This is a genomic window from Sulfurimonas crateris (genome assembly GCF_005217605.1).
In the GTDB taxonomy this organism is placed as follows: domain Bacteria; phylum Campylobacterota; class Campylobacteria; order Campylobacterales; family Sulfurimonadaceae; genus Sulfurimonas; species Sulfurimonas crateris.
Genome location: NZ_SZPX01000003.1, coordinates 85,631 through 111,016, shown reverse-complemented (window position 1 = coordinate 111,016; position 25,386 = coordinate 85,631). Strand labels below are relative to the sequence as shown.

At 37.4% G+C, this 25,386-nt stretch carries 17 protein-coding genes and 1 tRNA gene; 15 read left to right on the top strand and 3 right to left on the bottom strand.

Features of this window, described 5'->3' with window-relative positions:
- The first annotated feature begins 3 nt into the window (after positions 1-3).
- From FCU45_RS04615 to pglE, 7 genes are read left to right on the top strand one after another with little or no spacing between them, the layout of a single operon-like run.
- The gene (locus tag FCU45_RS04615; protein ID WP_137012760.1) at positions 4-1,263 is read left to right on the top strand and encodes a lipopolysaccharide biosynthesis protein; all 1,260 of its coding nucleotides are present in this window, start codon (positions 4-6) and stop codon (positions 1,261-1,263) included.
- Positions 1,260-2,357, top strand: coding sequence for a glycosyltransferase (locus tag FCU45_RS04610; RefSeq protein ID WP_137012758.1), 1,098 nt, complete (start codon positions 1,260-1,262; stop codon positions 2,355-2,357). The genes FCU45_RS04615 and FCU45_RS04610 overlap by 4 nt, the downstream gene beginning before the upstream one ends.
- The gene (locus FCU45_RS04605; RefSeq protein WP_137012756.1) at positions 2,354-3,472 is read left to right on the top strand and encodes a glycosyltransferase; all 1,119 of its coding nucleotides are present in this window, start codon (positions 2,354-2,356) and stop codon (positions 3,470-3,472) included. Before FCU45_RS04610 ends, FCU45_RS04605 begins: the two co-directional genes overlap by 4 nt.
- Entirely contained in the window at positions 3,469-4,680 is a 1,212-nt protein-coding gene (locus FCU45_RS04600) for a glycosyltransferase family 4 protein (protein ID WP_223175807.1), read from the top strand. The genes FCU45_RS04605 and FCU45_RS04600 overlap by 4 nt, the downstream gene beginning before the upstream one ends.
- Complete coding sequence (locus FCU45_RS04595; protein ID WP_137012752.1) at positions 4,673-5,269, top strand: sugar transferase; 597 nt, start codon at positions 4,673-4,675, stop codon at positions 5,267-5,269. The genes FCU45_RS04600 and FCU45_RS04595 overlap by 8 nt, the downstream gene beginning before the upstream one ends.
- Positions 5,266-5,673 (top strand): acyltransferase, encoded by a 408-nt coding sequence (locus tag FCU45_RS04590; protein ID WP_137012750.1) that lies wholly within the window; start codon positions 5,266-5,268, stop codon positions 5,671-5,673. Before FCU45_RS04595 ends, FCU45_RS04590 begins: the two co-directional genes overlap by 4 nt.
- A complete protein-coding gene (pglE, locus tag FCU45_RS04585; RefSeq protein WP_137012748.1) occupies positions 5,666-6,790 on the top strand; it encodes a UDP-N-acetylbacillosamine transaminase in 1,125 nt (374 codons plus the stop codon). The genes FCU45_RS04590 and pglE overlap by 8 nt, the downstream gene beginning before the upstream one ends.
- Here pglE and FCU45_RS04580 read toward each other — a convergent pair.
- Positions 6,769-6,852: transfer RNA gene (locus FCU45_RS04580), tRNA-Leu, on the bottom strand. The two genes, pglE and FCU45_RS04580, sit on opposite strands and share 22 nt — an antisense overlap.
- 143 nt (positions 6,853-6,995) lie before the next feature.
- Between FCU45_RS04580 and FCU45_RS04575 the strand changes: the two genes are divergently transcribed.
- The 4 genes from FCU45_RS04575 to acnB all read left to right on the top strand — a co-directional run bounded on the left by FCU45_RS04575 (position 6,996) and on the right by acnB (position 14,454).
- Positions 6,996-9,098, top strand: coding sequence for a flagellin N-terminal helical domain-containing protein (locus FCU45_RS04575; protein ID WP_137012746.1), 2,103 nt, complete (start codon positions 6,996-6,998; stop codon positions 9,096-9,098).
- Positions 9,099-9,158: 60 nt separating this feature from the next.
- Positions 9,159-11,345, top strand: coding sequence for a DNA translocase FtsK 4TM domain-containing protein (locus FCU45_RS04570; protein WP_137012744.1), 2,187 nt, complete (start codon positions 9,159-9,161; stop codon positions 11,343-11,345).
- Positions 11,345-11,740, top strand: a complete 396-nt coding sequence (locus FCU45_RS04565; RefSeq protein WP_137012742.1) for a putative quorum-sensing-regulated virulence factor — start codon at positions 11,345-11,347, stop codon at positions 11,738-11,740. Before FCU45_RS04570 ends, FCU45_RS04565 begins: the two co-directional genes overlap by 1 nt.
- Positions 11,741-11,862: 122 nt before the next feature.
- Complete coding sequence (acnB, locus tag FCU45_RS04560) at positions 11,863-14,454, top strand: bifunctional aconitate hydratase 2/2-methylisocitrate dehydratase (RefSeq protein WP_137012740.1); 2,592 nt, start codon at positions 11,863-11,865, stop codon at positions 14,452-14,454.
- 63 nt (positions 14,455-14,517) lie between these two features.
- Here acnB and lolA read toward each other — a convergent pair whose 3' ends face one another.
- Complete coding sequence (lolA, locus tag FCU45_RS04555; RefSeq protein ID WP_137012738.1) at positions 14,518-15,039, bottom strand: LolA-like outer membrane lipoprotein chaperone; 522 nt, start codon at positions 15,037-15,039, stop codon at positions 14,518-14,520.
- Positions 15,040-15,227: 188 nt separating this feature from the next.
- Here lolA and secA point away from each other — a divergent pair, with 188 nt between their 5' ends.
- Both secA and FCU45_RS04545 read left to right on the top strand, forming a co-directional pair.
- Entirely contained in the window at positions 15,228-17,801 is a 2,574-nt protein-coding gene (secA, locus tag FCU45_RS04550; protein WP_137012736.1) for a preprotein translocase subunit SecA, read from the top strand.
- A complete protein-coding gene (locus tag FCU45_RS04545; RefSeq protein ID WP_137012734.1) occupies positions 17,798-19,000 on the top strand; it encodes an ABC transporter permease in 1,203 nt (400 codons plus the stop codon). Before secA ends, FCU45_RS04545 begins: the two co-directional genes overlap by 4 nt.
- Positions 19,001-19,003: 3 nt before the next feature.
- Here FCU45_RS04545 and FCU45_RS04540 read toward each other — a convergent pair whose 3' ends face one another.
- Positions 19,004-22,174, bottom strand: a complete 3,171-nt coding sequence (locus tag FCU45_RS04540; protein WP_137012732.1) for a YhdP family protein — start codon at positions 22,172-22,174, stop codon at positions 19,004-19,006.
- On the opposite strand from FCU45_RS04540, the gene mltG reads away from it, so the two are divergent.
- Positions 22,104-23,048, top strand: coding sequence for an endolytic transglycosylase MltG (gene mltG, locus FCU45_RS04535; RefSeq protein WP_137012730.1), 945 nt, complete (start codon positions 22,104-22,106; stop codon positions 23,046-23,048). The two genes, FCU45_RS04540 and mltG, sit on opposite strands and share 71 nt — an antisense overlap.
- A gap of 130 nt (positions 23,049-23,178) precedes the next feature.
- Positions 23,179-25,353, top strand: coding sequence for an NADP-dependent isocitrate dehydrogenase (locus tag FCU45_RS04530; RefSeq protein ID WP_137012728.1), 2,175 nt, complete (start codon positions 23,179-23,181; stop codon positions 25,351-25,353).
- Positions 25,354-25,386: the final 33 nt, after the last annotated feature.

The following is a 25,386-nucleotide window of genomic DNA, read 5'->3' as shown; positions in this document are numbered from 1 at the left end:
ACGATGAGACTATTCAAGCCAAGGAGTGAATTTAGTCGTAATGTCTTAACTCTAATGACAGGTACAACAATAGCACAAGCCATACCTATAGCTATAAGTCCGATACTCGCGAGGATATATACTCCTGAGGATTTTGGGGTGTTTGCGCTTTTTGTAGCTATTGTTGGCTCTATAGCTGTTATTGCTTCTGGAAGATATGAACAAGCAATAATGCTTCCTGAATATGACAAGTACGCAATAAATATATTTGTATTAAGTTTGATATTGATTTTTTTTACTTCTATCGTTAGTTTTTTAATTATCTTCGTGTTTAAAGATACAATCTTACAGCTGTTAAATAGCAACCTATTGGGAAATTGGATTTATTTAGTACCTGTTACTGTTTTTTTTGTCGCTTTATTTAACTTGCTTACAAACTATAACAATAGAACAAAACATTATAAAGATATAGCAAAAGCAACAGTTATTAAATCACTTGTATTGACTATAGCTCAAGTTTTGATAGGTTTTTTAAAAAATGGATTTGCCGGGTTGATCGCAGGTCAAATTCTGGCTCAATTATTTGCAAATCTTAAATTGGCTAAAAATGTCATAAAAGATAAAACATTATTGGCAACAATTTCATTTAAAAACATATTGTTTTTAGCAAAAAAATATCTCAATTTTCCAAAATACAATATGCCTCATGCTTTACTTGGAAATGTATCATCAAATTTACCTATATACATACTCACTCCATTTTTTGGAAGTGCTATGGTAGGTAAATATTCTTTAGCTATGATGATAGTATTAGCTCCAATGTCAATAATTGCAACCTCGACAGCAAAAGTGTATAATCAAAAGCTATCGGAGCTATATAACAAAAAAGAGGAGACTTATGCCTTCACTCTCAATATTATAAAATCGCTTTTAAAAAAGATATTGGCGCCATTTATTGTTTTTATACTATTTGCACCACAAATTTTTGAAACAGTGTTTGGCGAACAATGGGTTGATTCCGGAAAGTATATACAGATTTTATCCGTATATTTAATTTTAAATCTAATTGTATCTATTATAGCCTATATTCCAAGTCTATTAAACTTACAAAGCAAGGCCCTTAAAATTACGATAATTCATTTTGTTTTATTGTCGTTAGCACTATATTTTGCTTCAGAACATTATGATGTTTATATATCATTGGTTCTAATGTGTGTAATAAACAGTTTGGTTTTGACTTATAATTTTATTTGGATGACAGATGCCCTAAAGGCTGAGAATTGAAGATTCTGATAATTGCAAATTCAAAAATAGTTTTTGGAAAAGAGCTCAAAAGCGAACTTATTAATAAAGGCTTAGATGTAAGTTTACTTGATTTTGAATCTTTGACTTTATATAATAGAAGTGATTTTAAAAATGACAGGTATGGCTCACTATTTAAAAAGTTTAAATCTATACCAAAATTAAGTATGTTTTTTAGAATGTGGTATATAAAAAAAGTTATACAAGAAAATGATTTTGATATAGTGAATATTCATATGTCAAGATGGTTTTATATAATAATTTTACCTTGGCTGGCAAGAGAAAAATTTATAGTCACATTTTACGGAAGTGATTTTTATCGCACATCAGGCTTTATAAAAAAGATTCAAACTAATTTATATAAAAAAGCAGATGCCATAACATTTACAAATCCACTGACAAAAAACAGTTTTTTAAAATATTACAAAGATTTTGAAAGCAAAAGCCATGTGTGCAGGTTTGGACTTAAAACACTTTATTTTATAGACAAAAATAGAAAAATAGATAAAAAAAGCTTAAGAGATTCTCTGGGTTACAATAAAGAAAAGATAGTGATCACATGCGGGCATAACTCTACAAAAGAGCAGCAGCATGACAAAATAATTGATAATATTTTAAAACTTCCAACTGAATTATTAGACAAAATACAGTTTGTTTTTCCTATGACCTATGGCAATGATCTAAATAGACAAAAGGTCAAAAATATTTTAAAACAGAAAAATCTGGATTATATAGTGCTTGAAGAGTTTTTATATGGTGATGATAACGCAAATATAAAATTAGCTTCTGATATTATGATAAATATGCTTGAGACCGATAGCTTCTCCGGCAGTATGCAGGAGTTTTTATATGCGAATAATATTGTCATCACCGGCTCATGGTTGCCTTATGAAGTTTTTGATGACGCGGGCGTTCAATATATAAAAATAGACAATATTGATGAGTTGTCTTTTAAATTGGCAGAGTTGATCAACTCAGATATTAAAACTTATGATACATCGAAAAATCAGAAGATTATTTCAGAGTTATCATTGTGGGATAATACAATACAAAGTTGGGTAGATATATATAAATGAAAACTAAAATAACACACCTAACATCAGCGCATAGTAGATATGATACTCGTATATTTCTAAAGATGTGCTCATCATTAGCTAAAAATGAAAACTATAGTGTAAGTTTAGTCGTAGCAGACGGAAAGGGTGATGAGAGTAAAAATGGTGTTAATATCGTCGATGTTGGGGCAAAAACAGGCGGTCGCATTTCTCGCATGACAACTACGGTTAAAAAAGTTTTTCAAAAGGCTAAGGAATTAAACAGCGATATATACCATCTTCATGATCCTGAGCTTATTTCCATAGGACTGAAGTTAAAAAAACTGGGTTTTAAAGTGATATTTGATGCTCATGAGAATATATCAAAACAAATATTAAATAAAGAATATATAAACAAATTCTTAAGAACAGCGGTGTCAAAAATTTATAGAGCATACGAAAACTATGCATTGAAAAAGTTTGATTATTTAGTGCTAGCAGAAAATTCATATGCAAAAGATTATAAAAAAGTTGCCAATAAATATGAGATAGTTTTGAATATGCCTGATATTAAACCTTTAGAAAAGTTCTATTCCAAGAATAGAACAAAAAATGAATTATTTTATATAGGCGGTATTTCTAACGATAGAGGATTAGATGTAACAATAGAAGCTCTAAACATACTTAAAAATAAATTTCCAGATATCTTTATGCATTATATAGGACCTTTTGGCTCCACACTTCTCGAAAGCTTGAATGTTCAAGAGAATAAAAATATAAAATTTTATGGTTCTATACCTTTATTTGAGGGAATGGAATTGTCAAGAAATGCAAAAGTAGGTTTATCAATTCTAAAGCCTATTGCAAATTACAAAGAATCTTATTCGACTAAAATATTTGAATATATGGCTATCGGGTTACCTGTGATAACTTCAAATTTTCAACTTTATAAAGATGTTATTGAGAATTATAATTGTGGTATCTGCGTCAATCCGCTGGAACCAAAAGAGATAGCTACAGCTATAGAATATATAATTACTCATCCAAAAGAAGCCGAGCAAATGGGGCAAAACGGTAAAAAAGCGGTTATAGAAAAATATAATTGGAGTGTCGAAGAGAAGAAACTATTTGAGGTTTATGAGGAATTGATAAAGTGAATATTTGGATATTTAACCATCATGCCCTAACTCCAGATATGGGTGGAGGGACCAGACACTATGATTTTGCAAAAGAGCTTATAAAAAGAGGGCATAAGGTTACAATAGTCGCATCTGGTTTCCACTATTCTAAATATAAAGAGATGAAGAGCTATGGCGATAAAGAATATCTTTTAGAGAATAGAGACGGCATAGATTTTATTTGGATAAAAACACCTGCTTATATTGGAAACGGCATAGGCAGAGTGAGAAATATGCTGAGTTATACATTTAAAGTTCTTAAGATTATTCCAAAGCTAAATTTATCAAAGCCTGATATTATCATAGGTTCTTCAGTCCATCTTTTTGCTGTTTTGGCTGCCTATAAACTCTCCTGTAGGTATAAAACCCCTTTTGTAATGGAAGTTAGAGACCTTTGGCCTCAAACTTTAATAGATATGGGGATATCAAAATGGCATCCGTTTATATTGCTGCTTGGGTGGATTGAGAGATATCTCTACAAAAAAGCAGACAAGATCATCTCAAATCTTCCCTATGCTTATGATCATATAGGGCAGTTTGTTGAGAAGGAAAAATGTATATGGATATCAAACGGGGTTGATTTGTCGAATATAAAATACACTCCAAAAAAAAGAAATGATAAGTTTATAATAAGCTACACTGGGGCAATCGGTGTTGCAAATAATTTGCAGATTTTTTTAGATGCAGCAAAAAAACTGCAAGATAAAAAAGATATCTATTTCAGAATAGTGGGTGATGGTGTTCAAAAAGAAAAACTTAAAAATTTTGTGAAAGAAAATAGCCTGCAAAATGTAAGCATAGAAAATTCTGTCTCCAAAAGTGAAGTTTCAAAAATATTAGAAAATAGCGATGTCCTCTTTTTGAGTTTAGTTAATGCCCCTTTATATAGATTTGGGATAAGTTTAAATAAACTATTTGACTATATGGCAAGCGGAAGAGTTATAATATTTGCAGGAAACTCAAAAAACAACCCTATAAAAGAAGCAAATGCCGGGTACAGTATAGTTACTGACGATGTGAAGCAGTTGGAAAAAACAATTCTAGAAATCTATGACCTGACAAATGAAGAAAGAGTCTCAATCGGAAAAAAAATAAGAAGCTATTGTGAGGAAAATTACTCAATAGAGATATTAACCGACACTCTAGAAAAAGTTTTAAAAGAAGAGGTAAAAAAATTTAATGCTTAAAACACTTTTTGACAAGGTATTTGCACTGTTTTTTATAATTTTATTATTGCCTATCTATATTATAGTAAGTTTACTTATCTGGTGGAGTATGGGGCGGCCTATATTTTTCATACAAAAAAGACCCGGATATAAAGAGAAGATATTTAGCATATATAAGTTTCGTACCATGACCAATGAGAAAGATATTAACGGAGAGTTGCTTTCTGATGAACAAAGGCTGGTGGGAGTTGGAAAGTTTATAAGAAGTACAAGTTTAGATGAACTTCCGCAGCTTTTCAATGTGCTAAAGGGCGAGATGAGTTTTGTCGGTCCCAGACCTCTTCTTGTGGAGTATCTTGAGTTCTACAGTAACGAACAAAAAAGAAGGCATGATGTAAAACCGGGCATTACAGGCTGGGCTCAAGTAAATGGACGAAATGCAATTTCATGGGAGCAAAAGTTTGAGTTAGACACGTGGTATGTAGATAATCGATCTTTTTTGCTTGACATAAAGATACTTTGGATAACATTTAAAAATGTTATCCAAAGAGTAGATATTAGCTCATCTTCAAGTGCTACAATTGAAAAATTCAAAGGAAATAGTAAATGACAAATCAAAAGCGTTTTGAGAATTGGCAATACCCGGAAATAGAAGAGGGTAAACTTACAAAATACAATTGGGTTGTACAAAATAAAGATGGACTGGAACTAGGCTTTGCAACGGATATAGGTGCTTTTAGCTACATTAACGCAAAGTATGGTGTAACAGTAGAAGATGAAGTACAGATTGGATCTCATTGTTCAATATATTCAGTATCAACTATTGATAACAAGCAAGGGAAAGTAACTTTGAAAAAAAATTGTAAGATCGGCAGCCACTCTACCATATTGCCTGGTGTTACGATAGGAAAGAATTCAATTATCGGAGCGCATAGTCTGGTGACGGATGATATTCCTGATGATGTTGTAGCCTTTGGGGTTCCAGCAAAAGTCATAAGAGAGATCAATGAATAAACGATTTTTTTTAAGTGAACCGCATATGAGCGGCAATGAGCTGAAGTATATTGAAAAGGTTTTCCAGAGCAACTATATAGCTCCGCTTGGTGAGCATGTAAACAAGTTTGAAGAGAGCATAAAAGACTATGCAGGTGCAAAAAATGCTCTTGCGGTAATAAGTGGCACGGCTGCAATCCATTTGGCCCTTAGAGTTCTAGGGATAGGGCAAGATGATGATGTACTTGCTTCAACTTTTACTTTTATAGGTTCGGTTAACGCCATCCTATATCAAGGAGCAAATCCTGTATTTATTGACAGTGACAAAAAGAGCTGGAATTTATCTTCAAAATTACTAAATAAATATCTTTGCGAATGTGATAAAAAACCAAAAGCACTAATAGTGACTCATCTTTACGGGCAGTGCGCAGATATAGAAAAAATTGCGGATATTTGCGCTCTTCACGGAGTTTATCTTATAGAAGATGCGGCAGAGAGTTTGGGTGCTGTTTTTAACGGCAAGCATACCGGAACTTTTGGAGATTTTGGAATCTACTCTTTTAACGGAAATAAAATACTCACAACTTCCGGCGGCGGTATGTTGGTGTCAAGTAACAAAGAGTGGATAGACAAAGCTAAGTTTTATTGCACTCAAGCAAAAGAGCCGTTTGTGCATTATGAACATTTAGAGTACGGATACAACTACCGTATGAGCAATGTGTTGGCTGCAATCGGTGTAGCGCAGATGGAAGTGATAGAAGAGAGAGTCGCAAAAAAAAGAGAGATCTTTGAGTGGTACAGAGAGTTTTTAGGTGACGTGAAAGAGATAACTTTTATGCCGGAACTTGAAAATAGTCGTGGTAATAGATGGCTAACAGCAATGATATTTGCTAAATCTGACTACAACAAAATCATGAAAGCGTTGGAAGAGGTAAATGTAGAGAGCAGGCCGCTTTGGAAACCGATGCACATGCAGCCTCTTTTTAGTGATGCAAAAAGCGTCGTTGACGGTACAAGTGAAGAGCTGTTTAATAAAGGGCTTTGTGTTGCAAGCAGTACCACCATGATGAAAGATGATGTGAAGATGATCTGTGATGTCATTAAAGAAAACATTTGTGGTACCGGCGGGCGGACTTGAACCGCCACATCCTAAGATAACGGATTTTGAATCCGTCGTGTCTACCATTTCACCACGCCGGCTTAGTGACGAAATAATAGTGAGTTATTACTTAAAGATAAGTTATAAGTAAACAAGTTTTTGCCGATATGACTCAAATGGAACTTGTATTGCTTAATATTTTAAATATTTGGACAAAACGGCATAAAAAAGATGGAGGTGCAGCGTGAGAATTACAAGCGGTATGTACTATAAGAGCATATATAGTCAAAATAACGGACAACTAAACGAAGCTCTTTTTGATGTAAACAAACAGATAGCTTCTGGACTTAAAATTCAATACGCTCAAGACGATATCAGAACGTTTACAGAGACTATGAGACTTGATAACGAGATATCTACTCTTGCACAGATAACAAGTAGCACCGAGAGTGCTCTTAAGATGTCGGACCAAACAGATGCCGTGCTGGGTGAATTTGAATCATCTATGAACAGAATGAGAACACTTCTTTTAAATGCCGCAAACGGTACAAATGATGAGACTTCTCTTGATGCAATAGCACAGGAGCTAAGATCAATAGAAGATCATTTTAAAAATCTAGCAAATACCTCTATAAACGGTCAGTATCTTTTTTCAGGCACCGCTGTTGACGTAAGACCGATAGCTGATGATGGTAGCTACATGGGCAACGATGGACTGCTAGAAGCATTTACCGGCTCAAAAACATCTCAGCAGTACAACATAAGCGGTGCAGAGCTTTTTCTCGGTGAGAAGAAGTTGGTGCAAAGAGAAGTGACGACAAATGTCGTTCAAACAAACTTAAGTACAAAATATCCTGATTTTACAGATTCGACTGTTGCTGGAACTTCCGCGCTTATTAAAAGTAGTGATACCATCCGTGATCTTATGGGTGATAGTGACAATGCGGTTGACGCTGGAGTTGACAAGCACTTTTTTTATGTCAGTGGCACAAGAAGCGACGGTGTCTCTTTTAAAGAAAAAATTGCAATGAGCGATGATGAGAAGATCAGTGATCTTTTAAAAGAAATCGGTGATCTATATGGAAATACTCCTGAAGTGGATGTCGTAAATGTCAGCATGAACCAAAATGGGCAGATTGTAGTAGAAGACAAAATCAAAGGCTCTAGTAAGATAGATTTTCATATGGTGGGTGCAACTGATTTAAGCGGCGGCGCAGCGGCTGATGTTACAAATATTGATGACTTGGGAGTAGGAGAGGCAAACTTTGATAGGATAATTCTAGGAACGTCTACTGCTATCAATCCTGATCTTCATGTTAGAGAGTTTATTAAGTCGTCACTCTCATCTGCAGACAGTGTTGCAGCTACAAATCTTATAGAGGGGACCATCTATGACAGAGCAGAGTTTAGCAAAGAGGGTGCAACGCTCTCTTCAGCAACTCCTCAAATCGTAAGAGAGACAAATGCATTTGCGACTGCCAAAACCAAACTCTCTGAAGTTGCAGATATCTCACAGGGAACTGCAGGCACGCTTAACGGGACTTCATTTGTTGTTGAAGGCACAGATGTAAATGGTGTAGCTTATAGTGCACAAGTTGATCTGAGTGCTGCGGGTTCAACTTTTACAGTCGGCGGCAATACCTACAATATTTATGATATGGGAACCCCAAGAGCAGCCGTAAACGGTGATGATATGACATATAAACAGTTTATGGATGTTGTTAATATGCTCACAACAGGTAATCTTCCGGCAACTGTTCCTGGGAGTGATGCAGAGTATGATGCAGCGATCGAGACATCAGACCTAATGGGAAGAACATTTTTAAGTCACGACGGAAAGATACAGTTTGAAGAGATCGGCACGGGTAATACTAAGGCCTCTCTTGCCATTTATGACGCAAACAGCGGTGATTTTACGGTAGGTGCAGATGCATCTGTAATGACGTTCAATACAAACAACGCCATAACTGTGCGTGACCCAAAAACCGACTTTTTTAAGACGATGGATGAGATGATCCGATCTGTTGAAAACTATAAGCTCTATCCTGACAGCAGCTCAGGGGATATTAGAAATGTTGGTATAGAAAATGCAATAGCAATGATGGATGACCTTCAAGACCATGTCTACAGAGCTCACTCTCAGGTCGGTGTGCAGACAAATGCATTAAATACATCTATACAGAGGACAAGTCTTCTAGAGATCAGTGCAAAAAGTCTAAGATCAACCGTTGTTGATACGGATATGGCTGAGGCTTCATTGAATCTGGCAAGATTAAACACCAATTATGAGGCCCTGCTCTCAACTGCGGCAAAAGTATCGAAGTTAAGCCTTGTTAATTACCTATAATCTATATTATGGAATAGTTTTAGCTATAATTTCTTTGATTTAAAAAAAGGAAGTTATAGTTTGAAAGATACTATATTTATTATAAGTTTTGGTCTGTTGATCTATCTTGGATTCTCTACTGTTCTGGGTGACACTGCTCTCATGGGCAGATACGGTGCTGCATTTGCATCATACAACCATAAATACTTCGGTTACATCTCTTACGCATATATCTTTATTTTTATGATACCTCTGTACTTTTTTTATAAAAACAGCAATATAAATATGAGAAAATTTGAGTTGGCAGTTGCATCATTTCTGCTTCTTTTCTCCTCACTTTTAGCACAGGCAATGCTTGTAAATGACAGCCTGCGTGGAGCTATCGGTGCAGGCTTTGCTGACTTTTTATCCCCATATATAGGCTCTTTTGGATTATGGACGTTCTGGTTTATCATAACTCTGCTCTCAGTAGTCATAGTTTTTGACAAAAGTGCCCATGAGATGGTTGACATCTTTTTAAAAAAGAGTAAGAACAGATTCTTCACTCCTAGAGAAAGCACTCAAAAAGAGATAAAAAAAGTTGAGCAAAAAGCTCTAAAAAAAGAGCAGGTGACTAAAGAGATCGTAAAAGATAGTTTTGAAGAGGAGATAGACAAACCTGCCTATCTAAGAAAAGAGAGTACTTCGAAAGCTCAGACTTATCAAGCCCCAGAGAAACCGCTGGATGCAAAAGAGCCAAACAGCGAAAAGACGCAAAATATCGTAGAGCTTGTAAATGAGATAAAAGAGCAGAAAAATGCGATCATTGTCGATGAGCTTGAAGAGAATGCTAAACTTTTGGAGTCTATTGAAAAAGGCGAGGTTGAAAAGCCTAAAAACTTTAAACTCCCCTCTGTAGATTTTTTGCAAAAACCAAACAATAAAGCCCACAGTGTAGATGAGAGCGAGCTTGACGGCAAAATAAAATTTCTTATAGAAAAACTTGCACACTTTAAAATAGATGGCGATGTTGTCAGAACATATGCAGGTCCGGTTGTATCAACATTTGAGTTCAAGCCAGCGGCAAATGTAAAGGTCTCTAGAATCCTCAATCTTCAAGATGACCTTGCTATGGCTCTGAGTGCCGAGACCATACGTATTCAGGCGCCTATTCCTGGTAAGGATGTAGTGGGCATTGAGATACCAAACGAGAAGATCGACACTATCTATCTAAGAGAGCTTCTTGACAGCAAGCTTTTTAAAGAGTCATCTTCGCCGCTAACCATTGTTCTGGGTAAAGATATTGTCGGTAAGCCTTTTATAACTGACCTCAAAAAACTCCCGCATCTTCTTATTGCCGGAACTACGGGAAGCGGAAAGAGTGTCGGCATAAACGCTATGATACTCTCGCTTTTATATAAAAACTCTCCCGATAAGCTTAGACTGCTTATGATCGATCCGAAGATGCTTGAGTTCTCAATATACAACGATATTCCTCATCTGCTTACTCCTGTTATTACTAAGGCAAAGCAGGCTATCGTAGCACTAAACAATATGGTTTATGAGATGGAGAGACGTTACGCTCTTATGAGCGAGAATAGAACAAAAAATATTGAAAGCTATAACGAAAAAGTCACTAAAGAGGGCGGAGAGCATCTGCCGTATATAGTGGTTATAATAGATGAGCTTGCAGACCTGATGATGACAAGCGGCAAAGACGTAGAACACTCCATTGCAAGGCTTGCACAGATGGCAAGAGCCTCGGGAATCCACCTTGTAGTAGCAACGCAAAGACCTTCAGTCGATGTCGTAACAGGGCTTATAAAAGCAAATCTTCCATCTCGTATCTCATATAGAGTAGGGCAGAAAGTTGACTCTAAGATCATCTTGGACCAACAGGGTGCAGAGTCGCTTCTTGGAAAAGGGGATATGCTATTTACTCCTCCGGGCTCAACGGGCTTGGTGCGTCTGCATGCACCTTGGAGCACGGAAGAGGAGATAGAAAAAATTGTCGATTTTATAAAATCTCAAAGAGCGCCTAACTACGATAAAAGCTTTTTAGTAGAGGAGAGCGAAGAGAGCTCCTCATCAAGCGATACTTACGAAGAGCTTGATCCACTCTTTGGTGAGGCTAAAAATGTAATTTTATCTGATAGAAAAACCTCTATATCGTATCTGCAGAGAAAACTTCAGATAGGCTACAATAAATCTGCAAGGCTTATAGAGCAGCTCGAAGGTGAGGGCATACTTTCTGCTCCAAACTCTAAAGGGATCCGTGAGATCCTCTGATGAGTACAAAGCCGCACTTTATTTTTACAAAACTACACAACTCTTTTAGTGTCTATGTAAAAAATTTAGAGCAGCTCAGTGTTGGGCAGATACGCCACATTGAAGCTTTTGCCCTGCAGAGAAAGGGCATTTTTGATTTTAACACTTACACTTTTGTCATCCAAAAAAGATTAGAGTTTGAAGAGTTTGTTCTTCTTTTGCAAAAAAGTGACCTTGACGCTCTGTGTGAGGAGAACTTCCTAAAAACTCAGCAGACTCAAAGAGTGGAGTTTGGAAAATATAAGGGATTGGCATATAGCGATCTGCCTGACTCATACCTTTTGTGGTTAAAAAGTAACTACAGCGGTAAAAATCGAGAAATTATAGATGCGGAGCTAAAATTTAGAAATTTATAGTGTTACTAAAATAAACACTATTTAAATAAAATTTATAGCTTTTGTTTAGTTTCGTAACACCTGTGTTTTACTGTTTACATATTTGGTTATAATCACTCATAAATTTATAAACAGGAATAACAATGGCATTTATAGAAGAGTATAAAGCGCATATAGCAGAGAGAGAGGCACTCGGTGTTCCACCGCTTCCGCTATCTGCTGAACAAACTGCTGCATTAATTGAGATGATCAAAGCCGGACAAGGCGATATGGAACAGAATGTAGATCTAATCACAAACCGTGTTTCACCGGGCGTTGATGATGCTGCATACGTAAAAGCTGCATTTTTAAATGATGTTGCTTCTGAAAAAGTCAGTGTAGATGCTATATCTCCTGCTCATGCCGCAAAAATAATGGGTATGATGCTTGGCGGGTACAATGTAAAACCACTGGTTGACGCTCTTGCTTCAAAAAACTCTGAAGTTGTTGAAGCTGCAAAAGAGGCTCTAAAACATACTCTTCTTGTGTATGATGCATTCAATGATGTTGAAGAGCTGCACAAAGCCGGAAACGCACATGCTACAGAAGTTATGACTTCATGGGCAAATGCTGAGTGGTTTACTCACAAAGCTGAGCTTCCTAAAGAGATCACAGTGACTGTATTTAAAGTTCCTGGTGAGACAAATACTGATGATCTCTCACCTGCTTCTGAAGCGTTTACACGTTCTGACATTCCTCTTCACGCAAACTCTATGCTTGTTGCAAAGATGGATGACCCGATCAATACAATTAAAAAGTTAAAAGAAAAAGGCAATCCTATTGCTTACGTCGGTGACGTTGTAGGAACAGGTTCTAGCCGTAAGTCAGGTGTTAACTCTGTTCAGTGGCACATGGGTGAAGATATTCCCGGTGTTCCAAACAAGCGCACAGGCGGTGTAGTTATCGGCGGTATTATTGCTCCTATTTTCTTTGCTACTTGTGAAGATTCAGGTGCTCTTCCGTTAGAGATGGATGTTACTTCTATGGAGAGCGGTGACGTTGTTACTATCTATCCATACAAAGGCGAAGCTCATAAAGAGGGCAAATGTATCGCTACATTTAAACTAAACCCAAACACTATTACTGATGAAGTACGTGCAGGCGGTCGTATTCCTCTTATCATCGGTCGCGGTCTGACTACTAAAGCTCGTTCTGTTCTAGGAATGGGTGCTACTGATATATTCTTGACTGCAGAGCAGCCTGCTGATAGCGGTAAAGGTTATACTCTTGCTCAAAAAATGGTAGGTAAGGCTTGCGGTATAGAGGGCGTTCGTCCGGGTATGTACGTTGAGCCTGTAACTTCTACAGTTGGAAGCCAAGATACAACAGGACCGATGACACGTGATGAGATCAAAGAGCTTGCGGCACTCGGCTTTAGCGCTGATCTTGTTATGCAGTCTTTCTGTCACACTGCGGCTTATCCAAAGCCTTCAGATGTTGTTATGCACCATACGCTTCCTGATTTTATCTCGAACCGTTCAGGTGTTGCACTTCGTCCTGGTGATGGAGTTATCCACTCGTGGTTAAATCGTTTGACTCTTCCGGATACTGTAGGAACAGGTGCTGACTCTCATACACGTTTCCCGATCGGTATCTCTTTTCCCGGCGGTTCTGGTATCGTTGCATTTGCAGCAGTAACAGGTTCTATGCCTCTTACTATGCCTGAGTCGGTACTTGTTAGATTTAAAGGTGAACTACAGCCTGGTATCACACTTCGTGACCTTGTAAACGCTATTCCTTATTATGCTATCAAGCAGGGTCTTTTGACTGTTGAGAAAAAAGGTAAGAAGAACATTTTCAACGGACGTATTTTAGAGATAGAGGGTCTTCCTGAACTTAAAGCAGAGCAGGCGTTCGAGCTTTCAGATGCATCTGCAGAGAGAAGTGCTGCTGCATGTACGGTACTTTTAAATGAGGCTCCGGTTGTTGAGTATCTAAAGTCAAATGTTGCGCTTATCGAAGCGATGATAAAAGACGGCTACCAAGATGCTCGTACTTTGCAGCGTCGTGCAGATAAGATGAAAGAGTGGTTAAGCAATCCTTCTTTAATGCAGCCTGATACTGATGCAGAGTACGCAGCAGTTATAGAGATCGACCTTAATGAAGTAAAAGAGCCTATCGTAGCTTGTCCGAACGATCCTGACAATGTTAAACTTTTAAGTGAAGTTGCAGGCGAGAAGATAGATGAAGTATTCTTAGGTTCATGTATGACTAACATAGGTCACTATCGTGCTGCTGGTGAAGTTATGCGCGGTGAAGGCAAAGTTGCAGTTGAGAAGTTCTGGATTGTTCCGCCGACTCGTATGGATGAGCAGCAGCTTATCAACGAAGGTTACTATGATGTTTTTGGATCTATTCATGCACAAACTGAAGTACCTGGTTGTTCACTATGTATGGGTAATCAGGCAAGTGCTCGTCCAGACTCGACAGTTTTCTCTACATCTACTCGTAACTTCGACAACCGTCTAGGAAAAGGAACTCAGGTTTACCTAGGTTCTGCTGAACTTGCGGCGGTATGTGCTAAGTTAGGTAAGATTCCTACGGTAGAGGAGTACATGAACATTGTACCTTCAAAACTTTCTGGAAAAGAGGCTGGTGTTTATAGATACCTAAACTTCAATGAGATTAAAGACTACCATCTTGAAGATCGTAGTGTAGCTGAAGATAAATACGGTGTTACAATTAAAGCCATATAAGCTCTAAAATAGCGCAGAAGAGGTCAATGACCTCTTCTGTAAAACTTCCATCAACTCGTTAAATCAATCTTTTATAACATCAAATTCCATAGGATACTTTGGAATAAAAACCGATTTCTCAATAATATGGTTCTGTTTCTGGTTCTCAAATGTGATCTCTACTCTATTTTCAAACTCATCAAGATACGATATAGATTCTATGAGAGCGCCTTTTTTAACTATAGTGAACTTTGAATCTCTGTAGAAAGCGACGTAGGTATTTTGGTCTATTTGTTTTGCATTTGAGATTATTTTAAAGAAGTCAAAATTTGATTCAAGCCTTTTAATTATGACCTGCTCGATCTCAGGTTCTACAATTGTTACCTCAAAGTCATTTATAAATACATCTTTTTTTATCGGCTTAATATAACTCCATCTTGCATTTTGCGGCTTTAGAGCAACTATGCGCCCGTTGTATACCAGCACTTTATCTTTTTCGTCTGTAATGCTCTGTGAAAAATCAGCTTCAAATGAAGTAACCTCTTCAAGTGCAGTTGATGCAAAAAGCTGCACGGTTATTAAAGTAGTAAGAAGAAGTTTTCTCATTTTGACCCTTGTTTTTGAAAAATTATATCCAAGGGACTGTTTACATATTGTTTAATATTAAATGTCTCCGCTATTTTGAAAAAATCATTTTCTTATTTATGCAAAATGTAATTATAAGTATGATAGAATAAAAAGAATTTCAGTGGCGAGCACCCATAAAACGGTACTTGTCTATAATAAGGTTACGGATGCTGCAGGCGTTATTAGGTAAGGTTTTTGGTACGACAAATGATCGTGAATTAAAAAAATATACAAAAATTGTAAATAAGATAAATTCTTTGGAGAGCAAATATCAGACTCTGAGTGATGATGAGTTAAAGAGTGCTTTTTCAGAATTGAAAGAGAGTGTTTTAAACGGAAGCAGAAGTTTAAATGACGTTCTAGCTGACTCTTTTGCAATAACTAGAGAAGCAAGTGTGAGAACGTTGAAAATGAGGCACTTTGATGTTCAGCTGGTTGGTGGAGTCGTTCTTCATGAGGGCAGGATCGCCGAGATGAAAACGGGTGAAGGAAAGACTCTTGTAGCAACTCTTCCTATTGTTTTAAATGCTATTGGGGGCAAGGGTGTGCATCTGGTAACTGTAAATGATTATCTTGCTTCAAGAGACGGTAATGAGATGCGTCCTCTTTATGAGTTCTTAGGCTTTAGCGTAGGCGTAATAGAAGAGAATATGCATGATCCGGCACTAAAGCGTGAAGTTTACAATGCAGATATAACATACGGAACAAATAACGAGTTTGGTTTTGATTACTTAAGAGACAATATGAGCTACTCTAAAGATCATATGGTTCAAAGAGGTCACAACTTCGTTATCGTGGATGAAGTTGACAGTATCTTGATAGATGAGGCTAGAACTCCGCTGATTATTTCAGGTCCTACAAACAGAACGCTTCAAGATTTTGCGGATGCGAATAAGATCGCTATGCAGCTTGTCAAGGATGAGCACTTTAGCGTTGATGAAAAAGATAAAGTAGTTCTTCTGACAGAAGAGGGTATAACAAGAGCGGAAGAGCTCTTTAAAGTAGAGAATCTTTACAGTCCTGAAAATGCTTCTCTTTCACATATTCTCGATCAGGCGCTCAAAGCAAACTACCTCTTTGAGAGAGATGTTGACTATGTCGTAAATAACGGCGAAGTTGTGATAGTAGATGAGTTTACCGGCCGTCTTAGTGAAGGACGCCGTTACTCCGAGGGTCTGCACCAAGCACTTGAAGCAAAAGAGGGTGTTGAGATCAAAGAGGAGACACAGACGTTAGCAGACATTACATTTCAAAACTACTTTAGAATGTATGATAAACTGGCGGGTATGACGGGAACTGCACAGACAGAAGCTACAGAGTTTGCTCAGATATACTCTCTTGATGTTATCTCCATACCTACAAATATTCCGGTTACAAGAAAAGATCTAAATGACCTTATCTATAAAACAGAAAAAGAGAAGTTTGAAGCAGTTATAAATATAATAAAAGAGCTCTCAAAAACGGGTCAACCGGTTCTCATCGGTACCGCTTCTATCGATAAATCCGAAGCTCTGCACGAGATGCTAAAAAAAGAGAAGATAGCACATACGGTACTCAATGCAAAGAATCACGCGCAAGAGGGTGAGATCATTAAAAATGCGGGCGCAAAAGGTGCAGTCACGATCGCTACGAATATGGCGGGTCGTGGTGTCGACATCAAAGTCAATGATGAAGTAAGAGATCTTGGCGGTCTTTATATTGTAGGAACTGAGAGACACGAAAACCGTCGTATAGACAATCAGCTTAGAGGAAGAAGCGGACGTCAGGGTGATCCGGGAACTACGCAGTTTTACCTATCTCTTGAAGATAATCTTCTTAGAATTTTCGGAAGTGACAAGATCAAGAGCATTATGGAGAGACTCGGTGTTGAAGACGGTGAGTATATAGAGTCTAAAATGGTCACTCGTGCGGTTGAAAAAGCGCAGAAAAAAGTTGAAAATATGCACTATGAGGGCAGAAAGCACGTTGTAGAGTATGATGATGTCGCAAATGAGCAGAGAAAGATAGTATATAGATTTAGAAATCAGCTCCTTGATCCTGAATTTGATATCAATACAAAAATCGATGAGCTAAGAACCGAATACGCAGAGCATATACTAAACAGCTCTGATATATTTGACGGTGGAGACAAAGAGGATTTCAATCTAGAGAAAGTCTTTAAGCTTATCCACGAAGAGTTAAATATTGAGCTTGACACAAAAGAGTTCGCTTCTTTAGAGTACGAAGAGCTTTTAGCCAAGATCATAGAGAGCGTTAAAAAAGCATACGATGAGAAGATGGGCGTACTTGATGTCGCTGTACGCAGCGAGATCGAGAGAGAGCTATATCTAAAAGAGCTTGACAGCGCTTGGAGAGAGCATCTTTACGCAATGGACAATATGAAGACAGGTATCAGACTAAGAGCTTATAATCAAAAAGATCCTCTTGTTGAGTACAAAAAAGAGAGTTTTAATCTCTTTACTGAGCTTATATCAGATATTAAATTCAACACTATCAAGACGCTTCACGTTATTCGTTTTAGAGTTGAAGATCCAGAGGAAGAGGCAAAAAGAGTTGCTCAGAAGATGGATATGGAGAGAAAGATAGCTGAGGCTGCAAGACAGTTTAATCTCTACAACGAAGATGAGCAGGGCGGCGAAAAGAAGATATCCAGAAATGATCCTTGTCCATGCGGAAGCGGTAAGAAATATAAGCAGTGCTGCGGTAAGAGCGGTCCTAAAAAAGGTCTGTTCGCCTCTTGAAAACATCAATAGTCCCATATTTGGTAAAGCGCTTTTTGCGCTTTGACAGTGAGCAGCCATTTATATTCTTGTCTGCTCTATTGGCATTTTTAGGCATTACTCTAGGTGTCATGGTTCTAATAATTGCGATGGCTCTTATGAACGGTTTTGACAATGAGTTTAGAAAAAAACTCACTATTATGAACTATCCTCTAACAATCATTCCAAAATTTTACGGCTCAGTTAACGAGAATCTGCTTTTGGATCTGGAGTCAAAGTTTCCTGATCTTAAATTCAGCCCTTACGTACAGTCATCGGTTATGGCAAGAAGCGGTTCAAAGCTTGAAGGCGGTTATATATTCGGGGTTGATTTTAATAGCGAAGCCAACGTAAACAGTGTTCTTAGAGAAGCGATCAAAGAGAACAGCTTTAATAAGTTTGATATTCTGATAGGCAAGTCACTTAAAGAGGAGCTCTCTCTTGATATTGATGAAAAACTTATGTATATATTTACACACGTTGAGCCGGGCGGGATGTCCGTTACTCCTAAGATAAAAAGATTTAACGTCAGCGGCGTATTTGATTCAGGACTATCTGCCTACGACAAGGCGTACAGCTATACGACACTTGCTTCACTTCAGGCGATCATGAATCTGCCAAGCAACCAATATAGCGGAATCCATATCTTCTCAGCCAACCCGCACGAAGATATACTAAGAATAAAAGAGCATCTTCCAAGAAGCGTATCTATTAAAGGGTGGTGGGAAGATAATGTAAACTTTTTTGCGGCACTAGAGCTTGAGAAGGTATCGCTCTTTATAGTTCTTATGCTTATTATACTGATTGCCGCAATTAACATCATCTCTTCGCTTTTGATGACGGTTATGAACAGAAGAAGCGAAATTGCGCTGCTTCTCTCACTTGGTGCTACATCTGCCGAAGTTAAAAAAGTGTTCCTCTATCTGGGTATTGTTATCGGAGTGAGCGGTATTATGGCGGGTATTGTTTTAGGTCTGAGCGGATTGTGGGTGTTAAGTACTTTTGACATCGTAAATCTGCCAAAAGATGTTTATCCTACATCTACTCTGCCGCTAGATCTGAGTCTTAAAGATTTTTTCTCTATAGTCATCGGAGCATTTGTTATCGTCGTGCTCTCCTCTTTTTACCCTGCAAAAAAAGCTAGTGAAGTGGATATCTTGACTGTTCTTAGAAACGAGTAGAGACTATCTCTGCTCCTCTTTATTATCTTTGCTCTTAAAGAGTTCAAACGGGAACATAAAGGTTCTTTTTATTATATTAAAAGGAGCTACTGCTATATCTTTTGCTACCTGAGTCGTAACATTTGGATCATCAAGCTTGCCTGTTACTTTAAGCGTGGTAGAGACACTCTCTTTGCCAAGAAGAATATAACCTACAAGCGGGATTTTAGATACAGAACTGCCAAGGTCCGTTTTTAGGTTTAGGTCTAGATCAATGCTGTTTTTCTCTATGCTTGCTTCCCCGACACCTGTTATTTCTATCTCTTTTGATTTCATATATATATCGCTCATCTTGTATATGTCATCTTTGAATTTAAAGTTTATGTAGGTTCTCTCAGCGGCTATACCGCTCTTGTTATATCCGGGAAGAGAGAAGGTAATCAACGAAGGAACAGTGTTTACAAAAGCAAGAATATTGTTTAATATTTTATAGTCAAGGATGGTCGTATCCTTGATATTAATCATTCCGTCAAACTCTTTTAGAGTGCCGTTTATAAAAAACTCAAAAGAGCCTCCCCTAAACCTAGAGAGGGCAAAGAGTTTGTCCATAAACTCATCGCCGAACTCATCTCCATAAAGATAGATCTTGTCATCAGTAAGTGTAAAGACGGCATGTCCTCTGTTGTGCAGAAGTTCTGCCGAAATAGTTTTGTTAATATATGTAAGATCGATCCTATCAGAGACTATACGTCTGTTTTCTGCCAGATATAAAAAGCAGTTTTGCGTTTGAATATGCAACTCAGTTTTATCATTAAGCCCTTCTGCGGTCTCTCTTTGATCAAAGTAGTTTATGATCTCTTTTATATTTATGCCTATATTTTTAGCATCTATTTTGATATTATCTTTTATTTCGACATTGACACTATTGTTGATCGTAATATCTGTCTCTTTTGTATCCAGATTATATTTACCCTCAGCCGTATAGTTTTCAATCGGCTTCTCAAGAGTCGCTAAAAATTTATATTTATATGCACTCTGCAGTAAAAACTCCAAGTTTCTTTGGTCATCTTTTTTCTCTATCTTAAGGCTTCCATTTGTCAGATCATACTTCTTTAAGAGTTTAGAGTATTGTGAGATCTTCTCAAGTGATTTTGCATCAAATATCCATCCATCTTTAGAGCTTATATACTCAAAAGCATACTTTTTTGAGCCTATCACTGTACTGTTGTCCCTATTTTCCAAGTAAAGTTCTATACTCTTCTCTGTTTTAAACATCTCGTTAAAATCATTGTCGTAAATCGCATTATCTTTTAAACTAAGCACTCCCTTGGAGTTTAAAAGATCGTAATCAAGACCTATTTTTGATTTGATGGTGTCGTTATAGTTTAGAGCTATACTCTCTGCTTTAATCGACTCTTTTGTTATGTTGAACGCTAAATCTTGAAGTGTTGTAGGTTTATTGTCTACTTTCATTGAGATAGCTTTTTTTGAGGAGATGTTAATAGTGCCATTCTCGTAAAGCATCTTAAAGGCCGGTGCAGGTCTGCTTAGTTCAATACCTTTTTTATTTATCTTCATAATATCTACATCCAGATCGGCTATACCTGATTTAAAAGATATATCACCTGAGAGCAGAGCTGAACCAAGCTCAGGAGCAAGGATGGAGGTGACCGGCAGATGGGCTTTTAGCTCCTTTATATGAAAAGGTACTTTTATCGCACTGACGTTTATCATCTTCCCTTTGTATTTCCATGTTGATTTATCAATTGAGATGTAGTCCTCTTTAGGCGATATATTGTATACGGTGAGCAGCTCTTTTTTGTTAAGAAGCGCTAAGGAGCTCTCTTTATGGGCTATCTTGTCAAACTTAAGTGTTAGTTTGCCCTCCGACTCTTTTGCGTCAAGCTCCATACATACATCTGCAGAGGCTATATCTCTGTATTTTGCATACATGTTCTCAATGGTAACATAGCTGTTTTTTAAATATATGTCTGCACTTGGCACATCAATATCGAGTCCAAGATAGTTGATCTGAGAATCTTTTGCATGAAAGCTTCCCTCTGCTTCAACATCCAGTGTTCTTAGCTTTACATCCAGTGTCAAATCGGTCTCAACCTCACCCTTTTTCTGAACAAGCGGCAGTTTTATCTCATACCTATCAAGCAGAGATACTATATCTCTATTGGCTTGAGCGTTAAACAGAAGATGCAGTGTTAAAGTCTCTTCATCTTGTGCAAAATCTATCTTCAGCCAGCTTCTATCCAGATAGAAGCCGTAAGAGTATGCTTCTTTGGGTCTAATATAGAGAACTCCATTTTTAAACTCCAGCTCTGTTTTAGCAGAACTGACAGGGGCAAGCTTTTGATCATACGTATAGTTTAAATCATTTGCAGTAGCTTTTGCATGAAGATTAAGATACGCTTTATCGAGATCTTTGTACTCAAACCATCCTTTAAAGCTCTCAATGGATAGACTTGACATCTCTATGGCGTCATATACCCAATATTTAATCTTTGGACCCAAGTTAAAAATATCTACTATTTTTCTTGTATTTGTTATAGCCTCTTTAGATTCCAGTTCATAAAAGAGTTTTTGAGTGTTGCCGTGAAGATGTAGGTTAAAGTTTATTTCGTCATCTAGTTTTATATTTAAAAGTGCCGTAAAATCAGGCTCTTGTTTAGCTTTTAGGAGTAGGGTACCGTTAATATTCATGGCATCTTTAAAAGCTTTCAACTCCTCTATAGTCACATATAGCAAACCACTGTTTGGCAGAAGAGAGCTCTTTAGAGTAAATATGTTTGATCTAAGATTTAGATATCCTTTCTGGTCATCAATATATTTTACCTCTCCTTCAATGCCGTTTATAGTGACTTTTTTAATTTCAATCTCTTTTAACCAGTTTGTAAATGGGAGTATCTCTTTTAGGGTTTGGATCACTCTCTTGTATTCAACATCAGAGTTCTGATCGTTTTTATCCCTTGAAATAGCAATCTCATTTGCGCTAAGTGTTATTTTTTCGTCCCATTTAATGTATAATTTCTTAACTTTAATATTTTGGAATGATATATCATCTATATAGAGTCCATTTTGCAGAAGTATAAAAGCAGCAAAGAGCAGTATAAATATGAACGATAAGACGCTTATAAGTATAAAATGGATTTTTGAGATAGTGTTGATTATTATGCTGTCGTTCATGTATTACCTAAATAAGCCTATTAAATCCCCTCAGGTAATATATATCCCCACAGGTTCTATTAACAAGATTATAACACATTTGAATGATAAAAATTTTAACGTAGGCAAACTGGATTCACTGATTTTAAGAGTAATCGGCTCTCCTCAAAGCGGCTGGATAAACGTAGGAGCAACACTAAGCACAAGAGGCGATTTTTTATATAAGCTCACAACGGCAAAAGCTGCGCTTCAAAATGTAACTTTAATACCTGGTGAGACAACCTATATTTTTCTAGATCAGTTATCAGAAGAGCTAAATCTTCAAAGAGATATTTTGCAAAAAGAGTATGAACTTCAAACAAAGCACATAGAGGGTGCATTTGTTCCCAATACATACAGTCTGCCGATGGGAATAACGGAGAAGATGGCTATAAAGATACTTTTAAACGAGTCACTCTCACAGATGAAAAGTTTGTCTATGAAGATCTTTGGAACCTATAATGAGAAGAAATGGTTTCATTTTGTAACAATCGCCTCTATTATTCAGAAGGAATCTGCAAATATAAAGGAGATGCCACTAGTGAGTTCCGTTATATACAACAGACTCAAAAAAGGTATGAAACTGCAGATGGACGGTACGCTAAATTATGGACAATATTCACACGTAAGAGTAACTCCAAAGATGATAAAAGAGGATCGCTCGATGTACAATACTTACCTGCACAACGGTATTCCAGCGGCTCCGGTCTGTAACGTAAGTTTCGATGCTATCAAGGCTGCAATATTTCCGGCGCAGAGTGATTTTCTCTATTTTATGAAATCAAAAAGCGGAGAGCACACTTTCTCGCGTAACTATTCTACACATTTGACCAATATAAAGCGTGCTACCAAATGAAACACTTCAGATAAATAACTCAATCTTTGTCTCATCATACCTCATATTATTACATCTTAGTGATATCATTGAACTTGTAAATTTTCATGCACTGTTTATGAAAATAAAAATATAAACTTGAGGAAACACAATGTCAAAAATTATTTGGTCAAAGATTGATGAAGCACCGGCTTTAGCAACTTATTCGTTATTGCCAATCGTAAATGCTTTTACTAAAGCAGCGGGTGTCGAAGTGGTTTTAAGTGATATTTCACTGGCAGGTAGAGTTTTAGCTGCAATGGGTCTTGCAGAAGATGAGCTTTCAAAACTTGGTGAAGTTGTTTTACAAGAAGATGCGAATATTATCAAACTTCCAAATATTTCAGCTTCAGTCGGTCAGCTTAAAGATTGTATTGCTGAACTTCAAGGGCAAGGTTACGATATTCCTAACTATCCTGAAAATCCTGCAAATGATTCTGAGAAAGCTATTCAGGCTAAATACAGCACATGTTTAGGTTCAGCGGTTAACCCTGTTCTACGTGAAGGTAACTCTGACCGCCGTGCTGCAGTGGCAGTTAAAAACTTTGCTAAAAAGAATCCTCATAAATTAAGAGCTTTCTCAGAAAACTCAAAAGCTTATGTTGCGCATATGGAAGGAAATGGTGATTTCTACGGAAATGAGAAATCTGTAACTTCTGACAAAGACCAAAAAGTGACAATCGCACTAAACGGTAAAGAGCTAACAACTATTAAAGCATTGGCTGGTGAAGTTCTTGACGGTACATTTATGTCAGTTGCTGCACTTAAAGCATTCTATAAGAAGACAATTGAAGATGCAAAAGCAAATGATGTATTATGGTCACTTCACCTAAAAGCGACTATGATGAAGATCTCTGATCCAATTATGTTTGGACATGGATTTGTTGCATTTTTTGAAGATGTTTTCGCTAAATATGCGGATACATTTAAAGAGTTAAATGTTAATCCCAACCAAGGTATGTCTGACTTAGAGAAGAAGATCAAAGGTCATGCTAAAGAGGCAGAGATCAAAGCTGCATTTAAAGCTGCACTAGATTCTGATGCACCAAAACTTGCAATGGTTGATTCTGATAAAGGAACAACGAACTTCAATGCTTCAAATGATGTAATTATCGATGCTTCTATGCCGGTAGTTGTACGTGAGGGCGGTAAGCAGTGGGATAGAACAGGAGCAGCTGTAGAGTGTGTTGCAGTTATTCCTGACTCTACATACGGAATGTTCCACGCTGAGATGGTAGCTGATTGTGTTAAAAACGGTCAGTACGATGTAACAACTATGGGTACAATGCAAAATATCGGTCTTATGGCTCAAAAAGCTGAAGAGTACGGTTCTCACCCGACTACGTTCGAGCTTGCAGAAGCTGGTACTGTAACAGTTACTACTGAAGACGGTAAAGTATTGATGAGCTTTGAGTGTGAGGCTGGTGATATCTGGAGAATGTCTCGCGCTAAAGATATTCCGATCAAAGACTGGGTTCGTCTAACTGTTGAGAGAACAAGAATCGAAGGTATCCCTGCAGTATTCTGGTTAGATGAAAACCGTGCTCACGATGCTGAGATGATTAAGAAAGTTAAAAAGTATTTAGCTGATTTCGATACAAACGGCCTAGATATTCAGTTTATGAACGTAACTGATGCTACTAGATTTACAAATGCAAGAATCAGACAAGGGTTAAATACGATCGCTGTAACTGGTAACGTTCTACGTGACCACTTAACGGATATGTACCCGATCTTAGAGCTTGGAACATCTGCAAAGATGCTTTCAATCGTTCCACTTTTAGCTGGCGGCGGATTGTATGAGACAGGTGCGGGCGGATCTGCTCCTAAGCACGTTGAGCAATTCTTAAAAGAGGGTCACTTAAGATGGGATTCTCTTGGTGAGTTCTTAGCACTCGCAGAGTCTCTAAGATTCTTAGGTCACAAGCACTCAGATGCTAAACTTTCAGCTTTAACGGCAGCTTTAGATAAAGCAAATGAAGGTTACCTTGATAACTCAAAAGAGCCTTCAAGAAAAGCGGGAGAGCCTGATAATAAAGCTTCTCACTTCTATTTAGCTCAATACTGGGCAAAAGCACTGGCTGAGGGTGACAACGCTGAGTTAGCTGCTAAGTTTGCTCCGGTTGCTAAAGCTCTTAGTGAAAAAGAAGACCAAATCATCTCTGAGCTTTTAGCTGTTGAAGGCAAAGCTCAAAATATCGGTGGTTACTTCCATCCAAATGATGAGTTGGCACAAAAGGCAATGCGTCCTTCTGCTACACTCAATGCTATAATAGAGAGTATCTAAATTATCTACCATAAAGAAGCCGTTACCGCATAG